The sequence below is a fragment of the bacterium genome, assembly GCA_022763185.1.
In the GTDB taxonomy this organism is placed as follows: Bacteria; Bdellovibrionota_G; JALEGL01; order JALEGL01; family JALEGL01; genus JALEGL01.
Genome location: JALEGL010000002.1, coordinates 31487 through 49303, shown reverse-complemented (window position 1 = coordinate 49303; position 17817 = coordinate 31487). Strand labels below are relative to the sequence as shown.

Annotated in this window: 16 protein-coding genes and 1 riboswitch; of the genes, 13 read left to right on the top strand and 3 right to left on the bottom strand. The window is 36.4% G+C overall.

Annotated features, from left to right (window positions below; all coding sequences use genetic code 11):
* Together MRY82_00385 and MRY82_00380 are read left to right on the top strand one after the other, a co-directional pair.
* Positions 1 to 262, top strand: a 262-nt coding sequence (locus MRY82_00385; GenBank protein MCI5071386.1) for a hypothetical protein, incomplete at its 5' end; no start/stop codon positions are given.
* 21 nt (positions 263 to 283) lie between these two features.
* Positions 284 to 844 carry an FHA domain-containing protein gene (locus MRY82_00380; GenBank protein ID MCI5071385.1) on the top strand — a complete coding sequence of 187 codons (561 nt, stop codon included), beginning with the start codon at positions 284 to 286 and terminating at the stop codon, positions 842 to 844.
* A 63-nt stretch (positions 845 to 907) separates the two neighbouring features.
* Here MRY82_00380 and MRY82_00375 read toward each other — a convergent pair whose 3' ends face one another.
* Positions 908 to 1984: a hypothetical protein gene (locus tag MRY82_00375; protein ID MCI5071384.1), complete on the bottom strand. Its 1077-nt coding sequence runs from the start codon at positions 1982 to 1984 to the stop codon at positions 908 to 910.
* 170 nt (positions 1985 to 2154) lie between these two features.
* On the opposite strand from MRY82_00375, the gene nadC reads away from it, so the two are divergent.
* From nadC to MRY82_00325, 10 genes are all read left to right on the top strand, one after another.
* The gene (nadC, locus tag MRY82_00370; GenBank protein MCI5071383.1) at positions 2155 to 2988 is read left to right on the top strand and encodes a carboxylating nicotinate-nucleotide diphosphorylase; all 834 of its coding nucleotides are present in this window, start codon (positions 2155 to 2157) and stop codon (positions 2986 to 2988) included.
* A gap of 8 nt (positions 2989 to 2996) precedes the next feature.
* Positions 2997 to 4583: an L-aspartate oxidase gene (gene nadB / locus MRY82_00365; protein MCI5071382.1), complete on the top strand. Its 1587-nt coding sequence runs from the start codon at positions 2997 to 2999 to the stop codon at positions 4581 to 4583.
* A 67-nt stretch (positions 4584 to 4650) separates the two neighbouring features.
* Entirely contained in the window at positions 4651 to 5697 is a 1047-nt protein-coding gene (locus MRY82_00360) for a glutamine synthetase beta-grasp domain-containing protein (protein ID MCI5071381.1), read from the top strand.
* A 134-nt stretch (positions 5698 to 5831) separates the two neighbouring features.
* Positions 5832 to 7961, top strand: coding sequence for a hypothetical protein (locus MRY82_00355; GenBank protein ID MCI5071380.1), 2130 nt, complete (start codon positions 5832 to 5834; stop codon positions 7959 to 7961).
* Positions 7962 to 8092: 131 nt separating this feature from the next.
* Positions 8093 to 9805 carry a VCBS repeat-containing protein gene (locus tag MRY82_00350; GenBank protein ID MCI5071379.1) on the top strand — a complete coding sequence of 571 codons (1713 nt, stop codon included), beginning with the start codon at positions 8093 to 8095 and terminating at the stop codon, positions 9803 to 9805.
* Positions 9798 to 10307, top strand: coding sequence for a hypothetical protein (locus MRY82_00345; protein MCI5071378.1), 510 nt, complete (start codon positions 9798 to 9800; stop codon positions 10305 to 10307). Before MRY82_00350 ends, MRY82_00345 begins: the two co-directional genes overlap by 8 nt.
* Before the next feature lie 2 nt (positions 10308 to 10309).
* Positions 10310 to 11032, top strand: coding sequence for a hypothetical protein (locus tag MRY82_00340; protein MCI5071377.1), 723 nt, complete (start codon positions 10310 to 10312; stop codon positions 11030 to 11032).
* Positions 11033 to 11180: 148 nt separating this feature from the next.
* Positions 11181 to 11720, top strand: a complete 540-nt coding sequence (locus MRY82_00335; protein ID MCI5071376.1) for a hypothetical protein — start codon at positions 11181 to 11183, stop codon at positions 11718 to 11720.
* 206 nt (positions 11721 to 11926) lie between these two features.
* Positions 11927 to 12051, top strand: a riboswitch (adenosylcobalamin (AdoCbl) riboswitch).
* A 62-nt stretch (positions 12052 to 12113) separates the two neighbouring features.
* A complete protein-coding gene (locus tag MRY82_00330) occupies positions 12114 to 14459 on the top strand; it encodes a ribonucleoside-diphosphate reductase subunit alpha (GenBank protein ID MCI5071375.1) in 2346 nt (781 codons plus the stop codon).
* Between the two features lie 31 nt (positions 14460 to 14490).
* The gene (locus MRY82_00325) at positions 14491 to 15498 is read left to right on the top strand and encodes a ribonucleotide-diphosphate reductase subunit beta (GenBank protein MCI5071374.1); all 1008 of its coding nucleotides are present in this window, start codon (positions 14491 to 14493) and stop codon (positions 15496 to 15498) included.
* A gap of 27 nt (positions 15499 to 15525) precedes the next feature.
* On the opposite strand, the gene MRY82_00320 is transcribed toward MRY82_00325, so the two are convergent.
* Positions 15526 to 16272 (bottom strand): 3'-5' exonuclease, encoded by a 747-nt coding sequence (locus MRY82_00320; GenBank protein ID MCI5071373.1) that lies wholly within the window; start codon positions 16270 to 16272, stop codon positions 15526 to 15528.
* Between the two features lie 49 nt (positions 16273 to 16321).
* On the opposite strand from MRY82_00320, the gene MRY82_00315 reads away from it, so the two are divergent.
* Positions 16322 to 17179 carry an EamA family transporter gene (locus tag MRY82_00315; GenBank protein ID MCI5071372.1) on the top strand — a complete coding sequence of 286 codons (858 nt, stop codon included), beginning with the start codon at positions 16322 to 16324 and terminating at the stop codon, positions 17177 to 17179.
* Positions 17180 to 17202: 23 nt separating this feature from the next.
* On the opposite strand, the gene MRY82_00310 is transcribed toward MRY82_00315, so the two are convergent.
* The gene (locus MRY82_00310) at positions 17203 to 17805 is read right to left on the bottom strand and encodes a tRNA (guanine-N(7)-)-methyltransferase (GenBank protein MCI5071371.1); all 603 of its coding nucleotides are present in this window, start codon (positions 17803 to 17805) and stop codon (positions 17203 to 17205) included.
* Between the last annotated feature and the right edge of the window lie 12 nt (positions 17806 to 17817).

Here is a 17817-nt window from a genome sequence, read left to right as displayed (position 1 = left end):
CAAAATCATTGAAATGCAATTGGTGCAAAAGCGTTTGGCCGATATCACAATAGACTTATACCTGATGGTGGCCTGTGTTTCACGCTGCTCAAAGCAAATCAAACAAGAGGGGAAAGATATTAAACAAACTTTGCAAATGACACAGATCTTTTGTGAGCAAGCACATCAAAGAATAAAAATTAACTTTAAGCATATGGACATCAATATGGATGAAACCATAAAAGATTTAGCAAATGTAAGCCAAAATCTTGAAATTGTTTAAAGTTTAGCTGATACTAAAATTATGTCGCAATCACTAGCCATAGAAATCCAGCTTGAAGGTAAAGTCATTGAAAATATTTTGTTAGAACCTAACATCACCTATGTTGGACGTTTGGCAGAGAATCATATAGTTTTAGATGATCCTGAGGTGTCGAGGTCACATATGTGCATTATCTATGATGAACTTAGAGGCTATAGAATAGAAGATCAAGCCAGTGAAAATGGAACTTATCTTAACGGTCAAAAAGTTAGTAAAGCGCCTATCGCTTTGGGTGATAGAATTGAGTTGGGACGATACATATTAAGGTTGATAGAAAATACACAGGCTAAAAGAGCTGTTCGCATAGAAGAAGATGATGAGGAAAATACCATGAACCTCAACACAACCATGAATATCAATGAAGCTAACTTAGGCGCTGTAACGGGCAGTTACAACCCAAAAGTGCAAATGTTTTTTGAGATGGGTTCGCGTATGATTGAAAAAGAAGTAAGTTTTGAAGAAGAAGTCAACGGTATGCCCAATTACGTAGAAGTAGAAATGGTGTTTGGTAGCAAACGTATTCGTAAAAGAATTAGTATTTAACAAACAATCAAACCAGTGTGTCGCTTCGGTTTAACACTGGTTCGATTGCTTTTTTATATTATATTAAAAGCATTTTGGCTTTTGAACAACATAATCTGAAAGCTTACTGTTGTTAAGCAAAGTTCTTAAACCTCTAACATGGTTTGCACCTAAAATAACATGCAAGTTTTGGTCATTGTCAAGGCACTCCCATATAGATTCAATATTTTGTACAAAACTGTGATTTCGTAAATCAACATTGATAGTGTTTTCAAAAGATAACCAGAAATAATCAGAATACGAGTTTCCTAATGTGATTTGAATTTGATCATTGCTTTGCATAGCCTTGGCCCATGCATCGATTTTTTTTATGTTTGTATGTCCTAATAGCATGTTTAATTTGCTGATGACAGAGTTCATCTCATTTTCATGAACAAGTTGGATATAATCATACAATGCAAAAAACAATCTTTCATAAAATGGTTTAAGTTGCATAATCCATGAATAGCTTTGATTTAAATTACCAACTTGTCCGTTTTGGTAAATATCATTGTAAATATCATCAACATGATCAGAAAATTGATTCAAATGGTAGGTTGAATAAAGAGCATTGAATTCAGGAGAAGCGCTTTTTAGGCTTTTTAAATTGATATAAAGACCTAAAAAGTTTGCAAAATAATTTTTAAGAAAATGACTTAAGTTTGGATCATTTTGAATGTTTTTGAAACCATAATTTCTGATATCCATAGTAATAATTTGAGCATCAGAAGCACCATGAATACTGCTTGATAGCATCTGAACCAACTTATCTTCAAGACCAAAGAGTTTTGATTTTTGAAGATCATTTAAAATATCTTTTGCTGCAAAGTCTTCTAAAGGTGTGTTTTTTTGCAAAGTCCGTAAAAACGATAAATGGAATGTATTTTTAATGGATTCATATTCTCTACTGAGTAAGTCCATGCCATAATTGGAATCAAAAAAAGCACCTTCGATGACAGTAAAGTCTTTTTTTGACTCCATGGATTGCTCAAATAAAGATTCCCTTTGTAAAATACATGCTTGCGAATCATGTTTTTCTGGATAGATATATATTGTTTGTGAAAATACAGAGTTGACTGCAGTTATTAAAACTAGCAGTGCCGTTAAAGTTATCTTATTCATTTTTTTCCCCCATAGGTACCAATTAATTTGTATAATTTTGTTATTTAAAAAGCTATTGCTTTTTTAAATACGGATACTCTATTGAGATGAACCTAACATGAATGAAACTTTAAAACAAGTGGGTCGGATAGTTGACCTAAGATCTAAACTAGCATAACTCAGTACGTGTTTTGAATTTTAGCGAATTTATCCATTATGCTTTAGAAGAAGATTGCCCTGAAGGGGATGTTACTTCTGAGTCTATTATCCCTAAAGAGCAATTTGCAAAAGCAAGACTATTATGTAAACAAGATTTAGTTTTGGCGGGCATAAAGCATGCGCAACAGGTCTTTCATGCCGTAGACAGTGCTGTTGAATGCTGCAAGCTTGCGAGTGATGGCCAATTGTACAAAAAAGGTGCGTATATCTTAGAAGTTACAGGTAAAGCACAGAGCTTGTTAAAAGCTGAGCGGCTGGCTTTAAATATTCTGCAGCGCATGTGCGCAATTGCTACCCAAACCAAAGAATATGTTGATGCTTGCCAGGGTACGCAAACAAAAATCTTAGATACCCGCAAAACCACGCCATTAATGCGGAATCTTGAAAAATATGCTGTTTTACAAGGGGGAGCTTGCAATCACAGACTTAGTTTATCGGATGAAATCATGATCAAAGACAACCATTTGGAAGTTCTTAACTATGATTTTAAGCAAGCTGTGGGCAAGGCTCATGAAAAATACCCAGATAAAACACTGGTGCTGGAAGTTACTCAGCTGGAACATGTAAAATCCATATTGCCTTTAGCCAACAAAATTTCACGTGTCATGTTGGATAATATGAGTAATGAATTGATTAAAGAATCTTTATCGATCTTGAATGGCAAGATTAAAGTTGAAGTGTCCGGTGGCATTACATTGGAAAGAATTCCAAGTTTGTGTCGATTGGGCGTTGACTACATATCCGTGGGAGCATTGACCCATACGGTCAAAGCTGCTGACATCAGTATGGAAATGCAATACACTTAAAGGCTGTTATGAGTGACTTTATCCATAAAACAGATGTCCTTATTGTGGGCAGTGGGTTATCCGCATGCACAACGGCTTTTGCTTTGTTGAAAGAAAATCCTAAAGTTCAAATTACCATTCTTAGCAGTGCCAAAGACTTAGAGTACAGTGCCAGTGCTTGGGCGCAAGGGGGTATTGTCTATAAAAATCCAGATGAGCAAGCCAATGATTTGGTCAATGATATTTTAAATGCCGGTGCAGGTCTTTCTAATCCTAAAGCGGCAGAGATTGTTGCCAAAGAAGGTCCTACATTAATCAAAGATATTTTATTGGATGTGCTAAAGGTACCTTTTGAAAAAAATGAAGAAGGCTATAAATTAACAGAAGAAGCAGCCCATTCTTATCCAAGAGTATTGTATTGTGCAGATCAAACGGGATTAAGCATCCAAAATCATTTTCTTCATTATCTTAAAGAGCAGAAAAACATAGCCTTTTTAAGTTCGCATACAGCCATTGATTTACTGACGCCTTCGCATCATTCTACCAATCAGCTGGATCGTTATGCGCCACAAAAGTGTGTGGGCGCCTATGTTTTTGATGAACAAAAACAATGTGTGAAAACTATTCTTGCTCATCACACAGTTCTGGCTACAGGAGGCCTTGGGAGGTTATTTCTAAACACAACCAATCCCAAACTTTCTCGGGGTGATGGCATTGCCATGGCATACCGTTTGGGTGCAAGGATAATGAATTTAGAGTTTATTCAATTTCACCCCACAGCCTTTTACAAAAAAGGCAGTAAAAAGTTTTTAATCAGTGAAACCCTTAGAGGCGAAGGGGGTGTGTTGATTGATCACTCTGGTCATGCTTTTATGAATGCTTATCATCCTTTATCTGATCTTGCGCCAAGAGATATTGTAGCAAGAAGCATTCATAATGAAATGCTAAAGCAAAATGTTAGCAATGTATATCTTGATATCAGCCACAAAAAAGAAGCCTGGCTGAAACAGCGTTTTCCTTATATTTATAAACAATGCTTAAAGCAGGGCGTTGATATCAGTAAGGATCCTATTCCTGTCGTGCCTGCAGCCCACTATTCTTGTGGCGGTGTTTATACCAATGAATATGCTCAAACCAGTATTGAGCAATTATGGGCCGTTGGAGAAACAGCTTGCACTGGTCTGCATGGCGCAAATCGATTGGCAAGCACCTCTTTGCTGGAAAATATTGTTTTTGGTTATCGTGGTGGACAAGCCATTGCTAAATCTTTGAAACAATCACCTTCTCCTCATTTTGTGGATATTTCACATTGGAAAAACGGTGAAGTGGATATTGAAGACGAATTGCTTGTTCAAGATTGGATCAGTATCCAGCACACCATGTGGAATTATGTAGGCTTGGTTCGAACCCCGCAACGTTTGGATAGAGCGCAAGGGATTATCAGAACATTAAGTGAAGATGTTTCTAAGTTTTATGCTAACGGTAAGTTGTCACAAAATCTTTTAGGTTTAAGAAATGCCGTCACCGTAGCCCAGCTCATTGTCACAGCCGCACAAAGAAATAAACATAGCCAAGGCAGCCATTATTTAAAAGTCAAAGTCGAGACAAAAAAATAAAGACAATTTCATCAAGTCTGTATATAGATAATCTATAGGGTATTATTTCAATCAAGGAGGCGTTTTTATGTTGGCAATGGCAGAGTATATTTGGATGGATGGAGCAAAACCAACACAAAAGCTACGTTCAAAAACGCGTGTTATTGATATCCCGGTTGATGAAGAGTTCAGCATCGAAGTTTTTCCTGAATGGGGGTTTGATGGTTCCAGTACTTATCAAGCAAAAGGTAACAACTCTGACCTTGTTTTAAAACCTGTAAACTTTGTTCATGATCCATTTAGAGGAGAAGGCAGTTTTTTGGTGATGTGTGAGGTTTTTAATGTTGACGGTAGCCCACATGCAAGCAACACAAGAGCTGCATTGAGAGAAGTTTTGTTGGCTGGCGCTCAAGATGAAGAACCTTGGATTGGATTTGAACAAGAGTACACTTTATTTAAAGGCAGTACCCCTTTGGGCTGGCCTGAAAGAGGTTATCCCGCTCCACAAGGACCGTTTTATTGTGGTGTGGGTGCCAATGAAGTATTTGGCAGAAGTTTGGTTGAAGATCATGCTGCGGCTTGTTTAGAAGCCGGAGTGATGTTGTATGGTATCAATGCTGAAGTAATGCCCGGCCAATGGGAGTTCCAAATTGGTTACCGTGGGGTAGAGGGTGAGTCGGCTGACCCGCTAACTGTATGTGACCATGCTTGGTTTGCGCGTTGGATATTGTACAGAACGGGTGAAAACTATGACGTTACGGCCACATTGGACAACAAACCGGTAAGAGGTGATTGGAACGGTGCTGGCCAGCACACCAATTTTTCTACCAAAGCTATGCGTGATGCTAAAACAGGTAAAGAAACCATTGCCAAAGTCATTGAACGTTTGTCAAAAAAACATTCTGAACATATTGACGTTTATGGACATGGTTTGTCCAGCAGGTTAACGGGTGAACATGAAACCTGTCATATCGATGAGTTTAGATCAGGTGAGTCAGATAGAGGAGCATCCATTCGTATTCCTGTAAAAGTGATTAAAGATGGTTGCGGATACTTGGAAGACAGACGTCCAGGAGCCAATGCTGATCCATATCAAATTGCTTCAAGAATTTTAAAGACCATTTGTGACTTATAGAAGTATACATTAAATACGCTGGCTTTATTACGCAAAATTTGCAGACTAGCTGTTGATCTCCACAGATGGACCCAGATAACTAGCTGTTTTTATTTAAAAAATAAATGGTTTGGATTTTGCTTTAATTATGTTTAATGATTTTAGCCAAACATAAAAAATTCAAACAATTATTACTTTTAATAAGTTTTCTACTTTTTAATGCTTGTAGCAGCTTAAAATCACAAAATGCTAATGAAATTCTTGATCCTTCTTATCAAGATAATGTTACTGAAAGCGCTAAATCCAACGCTTCCCAGTTTCAACAACATCGCTTTTTACAACAAGGTTCAAGTTTTTCTTATGAAGGTCCTATTCAGGTTTTAATTTCAGATAATTTTGCTGAGCATACGCATGAAAAAAAATTCAGAATTTTAGATCCAGATACTCAAAAACATAAAGAGGTAATATTTGCTGATCATATTGATAAAGAATTATTAAATTCAACCATGCATATTCAGGCTGAAGGTAAAGTTGAAAACAATGCTCTGATGATTAACAACTTAAATATTGATGAGCAAAGCTTGATGAATCAGTTTATGGTGGCTTCCACAGTCAATGTGAGAAATATTGTGTATGTTAGAGTTAATTTTTCAAATGGTCAACAGAGTCAATTGTCTGAATCAGGAGTTACAGCACATCATAATCGTACCAATCAACAGTATTATGAAGGCAGCTGGGGATATTTACAGTTTGATAATGATCCAGATGCTGATGGTAATCCAGAGATTTTTAGCATAACATTAAACTCAGGATCTTCGTGGTGTAGTTCTGGAGTAGGTTTGGACACCTTTGTTCCTCAAGCAAGAAGCGAAATTTTAAATGATTATGGTGTTGATATCAATACTTTTGATAATATTGTTTTAATAACTCCTAATATGTCCAGTACTTGTGGTGGTTTAGGAGGTTATGCAGAGTTTGGTTCACCTTCTACAAGTCAGACCATGCGAGCTATTATCGTAAGGCTTTTTGCCAGCAGTAATCATAGTGTTGTAATTCCACATGAAATTGGTCACACCATGGGACTTGCTCACGCTGCAAATAATAGTCAAACCTACGGCGATGATTCATCGGTCATGGGTAACGGCAGCAGCATTGGTTTTAAAACCATGTCGATGAATGCTGTCAATGTTGATGAATTACAAGGCTTTAGAAACTACCAAAATAGAATTGGTACGGTACAATCCGGATTTTATACCATTTATCCCTTAAGAGTTGATCCAGCTATGTCTGATGGCCCTCAAGCTTTACGTTTTTTATTAAGTAAAACCATTTATCTTTCTTTTAGGACAGCCGTTGGCTTGGATGCTAATTTAACCAGTTCATACTTAAATCAAGTCAGTTTTCATGAAAAAGGTACCTCCTTGGCGTTTGATTCACAAATTAAAAAGACCATTGAGTTGGGTGAAACGTATAATAACTCTAATGGTATCAGTGTTAAACTTAATGAAATAGGCCCTGGTAACGCTTGGGCAAAAGTAGAAGTAACGGTTAACGGAGTTCCTGCAAATAATGCCAATAATCCAGCGCCTGTCGCCAATGATCAAGTTGTTGTTGTCAAGCACAATGATGAAGTATCGTATTCACTGGATTACAATGATGATAATTATGGTCCTGGACCCTATACATACCGTACTGAAGAAAATGTTGTTAAAGGCAGCCAAACAGGATCTGGTGTCTACAAAACCTATCAAGCTCCCAGTAATTTTATTGGAACCGATACCTACAAATGGAGCATGAATGATGATGATAAAGACTCCAATGAAGGGACAGTAACCGTTAAAGTATTGCAACCCGGTGAACCCAGTGACGCCTTTGATAATGCTGTTTTGCATGCAAGTTTTGGTGCTGATGGGAAAGTAACGTTTAACCTAGATTCCGGTAACGCCAGCGCTCTATCTAGCTGTGATATGCAGTTTGGTGATGGTAGCAGCAATGAAAGCTGCGCACCCAATAAACAACATATTTATGCTGATGGTGACTATGAAGCCTGTGCATTGTTAGAAGATTCGCAAAGCAAAGTAATGATTGCTTGCACACAATTTAGTATTGTTGATGGTGGAGAAGCAATCAATAATGCTGGAGAAATGGTAAACTTTGTCAACTTTAAAGCTTGTCAATCAAGTACACAGGAAAATGCAACTGGATTACTGTTTTTAATTGCTTTTGTACTGCTAATCAATGCCGGACAAACCATAAGATTAAAAAGAAATAACAGTATTAATTAATATATAATACAAGGTGTTTTAATTATAAACACTCTGTTCATAAATTGAACAAAATTCACATCAATGAAAGCTTAAATATTTAAAAGTATAAGTATTTTTTTGTTGGCATGGACTGTGCAGAAGTCCTGAACATGTTGTCGATAAAAAAAATGAGTTTATTGCTATTGCTTGGCTTATATTCTGCTTGTGGTTTCAGGTCGCCGGCAGAGCTAGAACAGCCCAAAATTAATTTGAGTTTTGATTACATTATAGGTGATGCTTATACAGCCATACCTATATTTGATGGTATTCGATTCAACAACAACTTTAAACTTTATTATCATATTCACAGTTCAAAGGCTTTGAAGCAAATAAAAATTAACTTAGGGAGTTTAGACTTAAACTATGGTGATCAGCCTATAAAAGAAGGTTCACACTGGATTGATCTGGATAATATTGGTGTGGATGGCATGTATGACTTAGATGTTGTTGTTATTGATCAAGATGACCGAGTCACTCACAAATCTATCAAAGTATTTAAAAACACGCATCAGTATGAATATCACAATGAACACTCTTTTATAAAAGCAGAAAATATTGGTCAACATGAGGCTAAATTTTTTGAAGTTGGTGACATCAATTTAGATGGTTATATGGATGCATTTTTACATATAGATAGCCAACCAAAAATTTTATTAGGCCCAGATTTTCAAAATCAGTGGGATGTTTCCGAAGAGCATTGGTATAGCTCAACGTATAACTGTGACGTTAATGGAGATGGCATTCAAGATATAGTTTTGGGAAATCGTTATCATGGAACTGCTGGAAAAATTAAAGTTTATTTTGGACCCATGCTTAATAATAAAACTTTTACTGAATCGGCTGAGTACCATGGCGCACACACTTACTCTGCAGAAACTGGATACTTTTATGAGTATGCAGGAGCTAAAATAGGCTGTGCCAATTTAGAAGGCGGTTCAAAAGGAAGAATCATGCAATTCAACGGCAATGCCTATCAAGAAAACTTTACGGTATTGCCAGCAAAGTTGGATTTCTTTGTCTACAATAAAAACAGTAACACTTTAAGTAAAGATGATTATACAGAGTATAGTAGTTTACATAGTCAATATCCTTCAGGAATTTTTGGTGATGCCAATACCTACTTTTCCAACTCAAAAGATATCAACTTTGATGGTCATGATGATATCATCATCAATGGTTGGTATAAGCCCGACAGCAATGACCAAGAAAAAGTAATGACGGTTCTTTATGGAGGAAAAAACAAGTCTTATTATTTAGGTGAGGCCATCCATTCACGCCATATTTTTGATGACATTCTTGACCAAGGCATTGCCCCATATGTAACAAGCAATAGTTTTCCTAAAGCGCGAGTTTCAATTCTAGAAGATGTGAATTTAGACAGTCACTTGGATTATAATTTGATTTACAATCAATGCATTAGCTCTCAAACTTCATGTAATTATTCAGATTTTAATTACCTTGAAATGAATCAGATTGTATCTGATCAACAAACCGTTTATCTTAACTCGCATAATATTGTACAAGATGAATATCACCTTCAAGTTAAGTCTTTTGACTTTGATGGTGATGGCTTTTTTGATTATCTTTTCCTAAATCGGAATCCATCCAATCATGCGCTGTTTTTTGATGTTAAATTATCCAACAGCAATGAAACTTTAAACTATTTAACAGACTTACAGTTGGGAGAGTCTAATGAACAAGCAGTATTTTTACCCATCAAAAATAATTTGAATGAACGGTTTTTACTGTTTGTACAATCCAATAGTCAGGGAAACTGGCAAAACCCTTCAGTTGTTAACATCAAAATTTATAAAGATGAATAGATTAAACAGCCTCAAACTTTTCTTGCTTTATAAAGTGTTCTTAAGCCTGGCTATCTTATTATATACTAAAGCCAATGCTCAAAATATTAATCAACATCTTCTAGGGTTAAGTGTAGGGGATAGTTATTATTTTCAGCCCAAAAAAGAAGCCGGTGATTTTAACATTGGATTTAATCATATTGTTCAACTGCAAAAAAATTATCAATTTGAAACCCATGTCTCATATGCTGTTGAAGGTTTAAATGAATTTTGGTTGCAGCCCAGGTTAAATATTGTTTCCCATCAATTTCAAGTAAAACCTTATTTTAGTTTGGGGGCACTTGTTCAGTTTCAACCCACACAAAACTATGGTGCAAGCATAGGATTTGGCTTTATTTTTCCTGTAGACAGTCTTTCTCCTTTTTTATCATTGCGTTTATCCAATCAAGCCATTGTTATGGCAGAAAAACCCCATGAATTGATTTGGGAGTTTTTTCAACTATCTGCATTGATTGAGTTTTAACGATGGCAAGCTTACGGCTATTGATGGGTTACCTTTTTTGTTTTATGCCGGCTATGCTTCATGCAAAAACATACACTTTACAGTATGGCCAGAGTAAAACCTGTATTATTCATTTAAATCAGGTCATAGACTCGGTAGAATACAAAGAGTTAAACAATACAAAAGTTGATATAGACACTCAGAAATACAAAACATTAAAGATTCATTTTAAAAACAATCACAAAGCAACAGCTATGGTTATTGTCTCTGGACAACAAAGACATAAGATTATCTACAAATACAATAAATATAAGCGTAAACCTTGCGCATTGTTTATCAAGAATCGTAAAAAAAGTTCTATTAACTTAAGTCAGTTCAGTACTGAAATATCGAATACAAAACAACAACAAGGTGCAGTTTCTGTAGAGTTAAAACAGTTAAAATACATTCATCAGCATATGATTATAGAGCTTAAAATCAACAATCAAAAGAGTAGGGCCTTAGAGAATTGTGATTTTGAAATCAGTACTTTTAAACGAAGAGGCTTTTTAGCGTTAAAAACAAAGCCTATAAAGTATTTTAGAAACTTTAAAAGTACATGCAATGCTGTTGCGGCCAAATCCAGCAAAACCTGTCATATCTTAATAAAAAATTTTTATAAAAAAGGCTACGGTTTGAGTTTAAAAGTCTATATCGATCGCAATAAAAATAAAGATTTTCAATTGTATCATAAATTCAATTCGTAAGTAGGTTATAAGGGTAATAAACCTGCCTGAGTGTTTCTGTATTTTATGATTTACATCTTATTGAGTATTTAGGTATAATAGTAATGAGTAATAAATAAATACGTTTTGTGGGGGAACGATAATCAAATTTTTAAATAGCAGGCTCTTTTTGAAAAAATCATTGTGTATAATGCTTTTTATAGCTTCATACAGTTTTGGACAAAATATATGTGAGTTTTTACCTTCTAATGAAGTAAGAATTTATACAGACTTTAACGAAACAAATGATTTGATAGATTATTTGAACAGTCAAAAAGGTAAGCCAATAAAAGATGAAATGATAAGGATTTATTCTGAATACAGAAAGATTGCTTATCAAACAGGTAATTTACATCATTGCGATACAACCAGTCAAAAATTAAATAGTGCTTTACGAAAGCATAGCCAATTAAAATCCAATTTACTTTTTTATCATCCCAATGGGCAGGTTGATAATACTCAAATATTTCATGCCGTAGTTATTGTAAAATTTAACAATAGGAGTTTTATTATTGATATTACGCATGACCAATTTTTTTGTTCCAATGAAGGAATCTTGGTTGCTGAAGAAAAAAACTATACGCCAAGAATAAATGAACTGGGTTATGCAAGAAGGTCAGAAATAATAAATCGTGCACCAAGAGGCCAATACTCAAATATTAAATACTAAGTGCATCCTGAAATATATTCTACTTCTGATAATGTATATTATGTTAAATTATATTTGAGAAAATACATGCTTGATCTCAAAATCAGCCTTCTTCAAGTTATGTCAGGCCTCATACCTTCTTTTTGGGAACGAATTTGGTCATATTTAGCTGTAGAGTTTAAAATTAATTTTATTTCTTTGACAAGATCCTGCACTGAATTTATGTAATCTAGATATTGATCAATTGACTGAAGTTTGGTGAAAATCCAACGCTGTCCCGCAACGGTAAATGCATAAGCCCGATCGTTGATTGATTTAACCTTTAATATCCCGAGGAGGAAGTGTGAAACAGTTCTGTTGTTCATTATCTCGTAGCCCTATTATCCAAATATTTTTAGCTCAGAAGGTAGAATTATGAGAGTTATCAAACGTGACGGTTCTTATGAAGACGTCAAAATAGAAAAAATTCTTTATGCCGTGGACAAAGCCTGTCGCGGAATTGATAATGTAGAATCCATTGAAATAGCAAAAAAGACCATCAGTGGCTTGCATGAAAACAGCACCACGGAAGAATTGGATAAATTATCCATTCAGAATGCCGTGATGTTGATGGCTGAAGAACCCGCTTACTCAAAAGTTGCAGCACGCATGCTTGCTGACATGATTAGAAAAGAAGTTGGGCGTGACACTTCTTTCCGTGAATACATTCAAAACGCCTATGACCTTAATTTATTGAGCAAAGAAGTGTATGACCTGGCCAGCCAAGATTTTGACCGCTTAGAATACAGCATTGCCCACCAAAGAGATGATTTATTTGAGTATTTTGGCTTACAAACTGTGTATGATCGTTATTTGTTAAGACATCCCAAACAAAGAACCGTCATCGAACGACCGCAGTGGCTATACATGCGCGTCGCTTTGGGTTTAAGCCAAAATACAGATGAAGCACTTGAGTTTTATGAGCTGATGAGCACCTTTAAATACTCTCCAGCCACCCCTACTCTTTTCAATTCCGGTACGCAAAGACCGCAATTGAGTTCATGTTACTTGTTAACCGTTGAAGATGATAGTCTAGATGGTATTTACAGTTCCATTACCGATTGCGCCAAGCTTTCTAAATTTTCTGGCGGTATTGGCATTGATTGGACCAAAGTCCGCTCATCCGGTTCATTGATCAAAGGAACCAATGGTTTAAGCAATGGTATTATTCCATTTTTAAAAGTTTTTGACTCTTCAGTGCATGCTGTCAATCAAGGTGGAAAACGCAAAGGCGCAGCAGCCATTTATTTAGAAAACTGGCATGCAGATATTGAAGACTTCTTGATGTTGCGTAACAATACCGGTGCGGAAGAGCGAAGAACTCATAACCTTAACCTTGCTCTTTGGATTTCTGACTTATTCATGCAGCGGGTTGAAAACAATGAAAACTGGAGCTTGTTTTGCCCCAGTGATGCCCCTGAGCTTAATGAGCTGTATGGTGAAGCATTTAATGAAAAATACAAAGCCTATGAGGCTCAAGAGCTTTATAAAAAACAAATTCCGGCGCGTGAACTGTATGCAAAGATGATTAAAACTTTGGCTGAAACCGGGAATGGCTGGATGTGTTTTAAAGATAAAGCCAACTTAAGATCTGCGCAAACCGGTAAAAATAATAACATCATTCACAGTTCTAACTTATGCACTGAGATTTTAGAAGTAACCGATTCACAGCACACTGCTGTTTGTAACTTAGGCAGCATCAATTTAGCGAGCTTTGTTGTGTCTAAAACCGAGTTTGACTTTGAAGGCTTGAAACAAACCGCGCAAACCGCCGTAAAATATTTGGACAGAGTGGTTGATATCAACTTCTATCCTACCGCCAAAGCCAAAAACTCCAATCAACAATGGCGTCCTATTGGTCTAGGGATTATGGGCTTGCAGGATGTTTTATTTAAAATGAACATCCCCTTTGAAAGCGATGAAGCTAAAATTTTGTCTGATAAAATATCTGAGTGTGTGTATTACCACGCGGTTGAAAAAAGTGTTGAACTTGCTCAAGAGCTTGGATCGTTTGAAGAGTTTGACAACTCTAAATATGCCAAAGCCATGCTGCAACCCATGCTGGCTTCTGAGTATCAACAACACATGCCTGCGCTTAATTATGATTGGCAAGCTTTGGCTGAAAAAGTAAAAAACCAAGGTATTCGCAACAGTTTGATGATTGCCATTGCACCTACGGCAACCATTGCCAGTATACAAGGCGTCTATGAAAGCATAGAGCCGCAAACGGCCAATATCTTTAAACGCGAAACACTCAGCGGTGAGTTTTTGCAAGTTAATAAGTATCTGATTGAAGCCTTAAAAGCTGAAAAACTCTGGTCACACAGTCTAAGAGATAAAATTGTCATGCATGACGGGTCTGTTCAGAACATTGAAGAAATTCCACAAAAAATAAAAGATGTATACAAAACATCCTGGGAGATCTCTCAGAAGCAGTTGATTGATATGGCCGTTTCTCGTTCAGCTTTTGTTTGTCAGTCGCAATCCCTCAATTTATTTATGGAAGCGCCTGATCTGAATAAATTGTCTTCCATGTACATGTATGCTTGGAAATCGGGTGTGAAAACCACCTATTATTTAAGATCAAGGGCAAAAACCAGCATCAACAAAACCACGCAGCACGAGAACTCAAACAGTCAGAGCTTGCCGGACGCTCGTTTAAGTGAAGAAGCGCTTGCCTGCTCTTTGGAAAACCCAGAGTCTTGTGAAAGCTGTCAGTAAGTCATTTCTGGACTGATAAGGAGAATAAAAAATGATTCTTGACCCAAAATTAAATTTAACCTTAAGACCCATGCAGTATCCACAGTTTTTTCAACTGTACAGAGATTCTATCAAAAACATCTGGACCACAGATGAAATAGACTTCTCAATGGACATTGAGCACTTAAGAGATAAAATCCAGCCTTCTGAAGCTCATTTAATCAGACGTTTGGTGGCTTTTTTTGCAACTGCCGATAACATTGTGGCACACAATTTAGTGCTTAATTTTTATAAACACGTCAACTCTCCCGAATATAGAATGTTTCTTGGCAAACAACTGTTTGACGAAATGCTGCATGTTGAAACCTACTTGCTTCTGGTTGATAATTATATTCCAGATCCAAAAGAAAGAAATGATGCATTTTCTGCCTACATGCAAATAGAAAGCATCAAAACCAAAGCCGATTTTTGTTTTAAATACATGGATAGCATTGACCAATTGCAAGCTACTCAGACAACAGAAGAACGCCAAGCCTTTTTAGAAAACTTGATTTGTTTTGCAGCTGTGATTGAAGGATTATTTTTCTTTGGCTCATTTGCCTATGTGTATTTTTTAAGAAGCAAAGGCTTATTGCCTGGCTTGTCCACAGCCACCAACTGGGTGTTTAGAGATGAAAGCATGCATATCAATGGTGCCATGGCCGTGATTGAGGTCATCAAAAAAGAATATCCAGAGCTGTTTACAGAAACGCTTAAAGCAAAGGTTCATGCCATGTTGGAAGAGGCCATTGAAGCGGAATTGCTGTTTTGTAAAGATGCCTTAAGTTTTGGTGTGACGGGTTTAACCGAAAAAGATATGAAACAGTACTTGCAACACATTGCCGATGTTCGCTTAACACAATTGGGCTATGACAAGCATTACAAAGTAAGCAATCCTTTTTCATTTATGATTTTGCAAGATGTTCAACCTTTGACCAATTTCTTTGAAAAAAGAGTAACCGAATATCAAAAAGGCTTGAACACCAATGTCTCTGATATAAGCTTTGATGCTTCGTTTTAAGTTTTGATAGAAAATAAAATGTTTAGGCTAGAGCTCAATGAGCTTGCGTAAGATATTTTTGGTATCGCTGGGAAAATCTGAGTTCAGCATCCACTTGGCATAGTCTGGATGGTTTTTTACCGGTTGATCTTTGTGTTTGCCAAAGGTAAAGACAATGTCGCCTTGCGGATTTTTTTTAAGCTTTCCACCGTAATCCACCACACCCGGACGTGTACAATAATCATGCAGCTGATGGATATTCATTTGTGCAATGTCTTCGTATTTTTGACATTGACCCACAAACACATCAATGGTGGCTTCAACATCATTTTGTGCATCATGTGCCCCTTCTAAATCTTTATTGGCATAAAATTTAAGGGCTGCGGTTAAGGTTCTGGGTTCCTTTTTTCTAAAAATCACGCTCATATCAATGAGTTTGGCGTCTTCATGTGGAAAACTCATGTTGGCTCTGGCAAACTCTTCAATGAGCAGTGGAACATCGTACTGATTGGAGTTGTAACCAGCAATATCTGCGCCAGCAAAAAACGCTAAAATCTCTGCCGCTAGGTCTGGAAATTGTGGACAGTCTTTAACCTTTTCATCCGTTATACCATGCACAGCTATCGATTCTGGAGGAATAGGCATGCCTGGATTAATGTATTTTTTATAAATGTCTCTTGTGCCATCTGGATGTAATTTGATGATGCAAATTTGGACAATTTTATCTTTAACCGTACTGACCCCTGTGCATTCTAAATCATAAAAACAGAGAGGACGCTCTAATTTAAAATTCATAAAGATTCCCTACCATAATTTATTTAAAAAGTGTATTTGCTCTAAAAGCATGTTGTATTTATTTCTGGTTTCATGTTTGTGGGCTTTTTCTTTTCCACTGATCAAGCTCTATCTTGTAGGTATCGATAGCAGTCTTGTGGCCATGTTGCGTTTGGGTATCTCTTTACTATGTTTTTTACCCTTCATAAGTTTTAACCTTGGTCACAAAGATAAACTAAAACTTGTTGCTTTAGGCATGATTCAATATGGCTTGATGTATGCGCTCTATATTCAATCTTATCAGCACTTAAAAAGTTATGAAGTGGCTCTGTTTACCATAACCACCCCACTTTGGGTTGTTTTATGCGCACAATTGATGCATAAACGTTTTTCTTTGTTGGCTTGGATTATTGCTGGTTTGGCCTGTATCGGAGCGCTTGTTTTAGTGTACAATTCTGAAAATATATATTCATTGAGCCAAGGCTTTGTTCTGGTGCAAGCAGCCAATATCTGTTTTGCTTTAGGCCAGGTTTATTATAAGCACTGGTGGCAAAACTTACCCAAGTATAGTGCGCTTAAACAAGCTCAGGTTTTTGCCTATTTGTTTTTTGGAGCTACCCTTTTCAATTTTATGTTTCTTGTTTTGAATCAAAAATTAAATCATATCAATAGCATCAACAATAGTCAGTGGTGGATCTTACTTTATTTAGGAGCAGTTGCTTCTGGTGTAGGTTTTTATTTATGGAATTATGGCGCTACTTTGGTCAAACATGCAACATTGGCCAGTTTTAACAACTTAAAAATTCCATTGACCATTTTAACGGCAATTGTTGTTTTTCATGAAGAAGGCAATATTCTTAAATTGCTAATGGGCTCAGTGTTGATCACTGTGGCAATCATTTTTGCAAAATCTAAAGCTAAAGATTAGAAAACATAAATAATTTATTAATATTATTTTATTTTTTGAAAACTAAAATGGTAACAGCTCTCACCACGTAAAATATATTTTTCTTCAAAGTGTGTATGGTAATGGTTGGGTAAATTATCTTTATTGTAGATCTCTTGCTTAACAACCTTACACTGCCATTGGCTTTGCATCATGTGTTCTGCTTCTTTTGCATAAAACTCCATATTGGTGGCCAAATGAATCTGTCCCCCCTCAATCAGTGTATCCAATACATGTTGCATAAACGGCATGTTATGCCAGCGTTTGTTGGCTTGCCCCTCTTTAGGATAAGGATTTGGGTACAATAAAAAATAATTTTGAACGCTATTGCGAGGAATATGATGGGTAATGAATGAAATAGCATTGCTTTGAATGGGGATAATATTCTTAATATCCATTGCATGAAGCTGATCATTGAACTTTCTAAAACGCATCGGAGACTTTTCAATGGCCAATAAAGTTTGCTTTGGGTTTTTTTTTGACCATAAAATAGGATGTCTGCCCACTCCACAGCCAATTTCAATATTGAGTGGCTTTTTCAGAACTTCAATGTTTGGGTAGCTGTGATGGCTGGGATTGGGAACCAAGTTTTTATTAAATGCGCGCATGATAGGTATGGG

Excerpts from the sequence above, each read along its gene's own strand:
- MRY82_00380 (MCI5071385.1), top strand. The coding sequence starts at position 284 with ATGTCGCAATCACTAGCCATAGAAATCCAGCTTGAAGGTAAAGTCATT.
- MRY82_00375 (MCI5071384.1), bottom strand. The coding sequence starts at position 1,984 with ATGAATAAGATAACTTTAACGGCACTGCTAGTTTTAATAACTGCAGTC.
- nadB (MCI5071382.1), top strand. The coding sequence starts at position 2,997 with ATGAGTGACTTTATCCATAAAACAGATGTCCTTATTGTGGGCAGTGGG.
- MRY82_00360 (MCI5071381.1), top strand. The coding sequence starts at position 4,651 with ATGTTGGCAATGGCAGAGTATATTTGGATGGATGGAGCAAAACCAACA.
- MRY82_00355 (MCI5071380.1), top strand. The coding sequence starts at position 5,832 with ATGATTTTAGCCAAACATAAAAAATTCAAACAATTATTACTTTTAATA.
- MRY82_00350 (MCI5071379.1), top strand. The coding sequence starts at position 8,093 with ATGTTGTCGATAAAAAAAATGAGTTTATTGCTATTGCTTGGCTTATAT.
- MRY82_00345 (MCI5071378.1), top strand. The coding sequence starts at position 9,798 with ATGAATAGATTAAACAGCCTCAAACTTTTCTTGCTTTATAAAGTGTTC.
- MRY82_00340 (MCI5071377.1), top strand. The coding sequence starts at position 10,310 with ATGGCAAGCTTACGGCTATTGATGGGTTACCTTTTTTGTTTTATGCCG.
- MRY82_00330 (MCI5071375.1), top strand. The coding sequence starts at position 12,114 with ATGAGAGTTATCAAACGTGACGGTTCTTATGAAGACGTCAAAATAGAA.
- MRY82_00325 (MCI5071374.1), top strand. The coding sequence starts at position 14,491 with ATGATTCTTGACCCAAAATTAAATTTAACCTTAAGACCCATGCAGTAT.
- MRY82_00320 (MCI5071373.1), bottom strand. The coding sequence starts at position 16,272 with ATGAATTTTAAATTAGAGCGTCCTCTCTGTTTTTATGATTTAGAATGC.
- MRY82_00315 (MCI5071372.1), top strand. The coding sequence starts at position 16,322 with ATGTTGTATTTATTTCTGGTTTCATGTTTGTGGGCTTTTTCTTTTCCA.
- MRY82_00310 (MCI5071371.1), bottom strand. The coding sequence starts at position 17,805 with ATGCGCGCATTTAATAAAAACTTGGTTCCCAATCCCAGCCATCACAGC.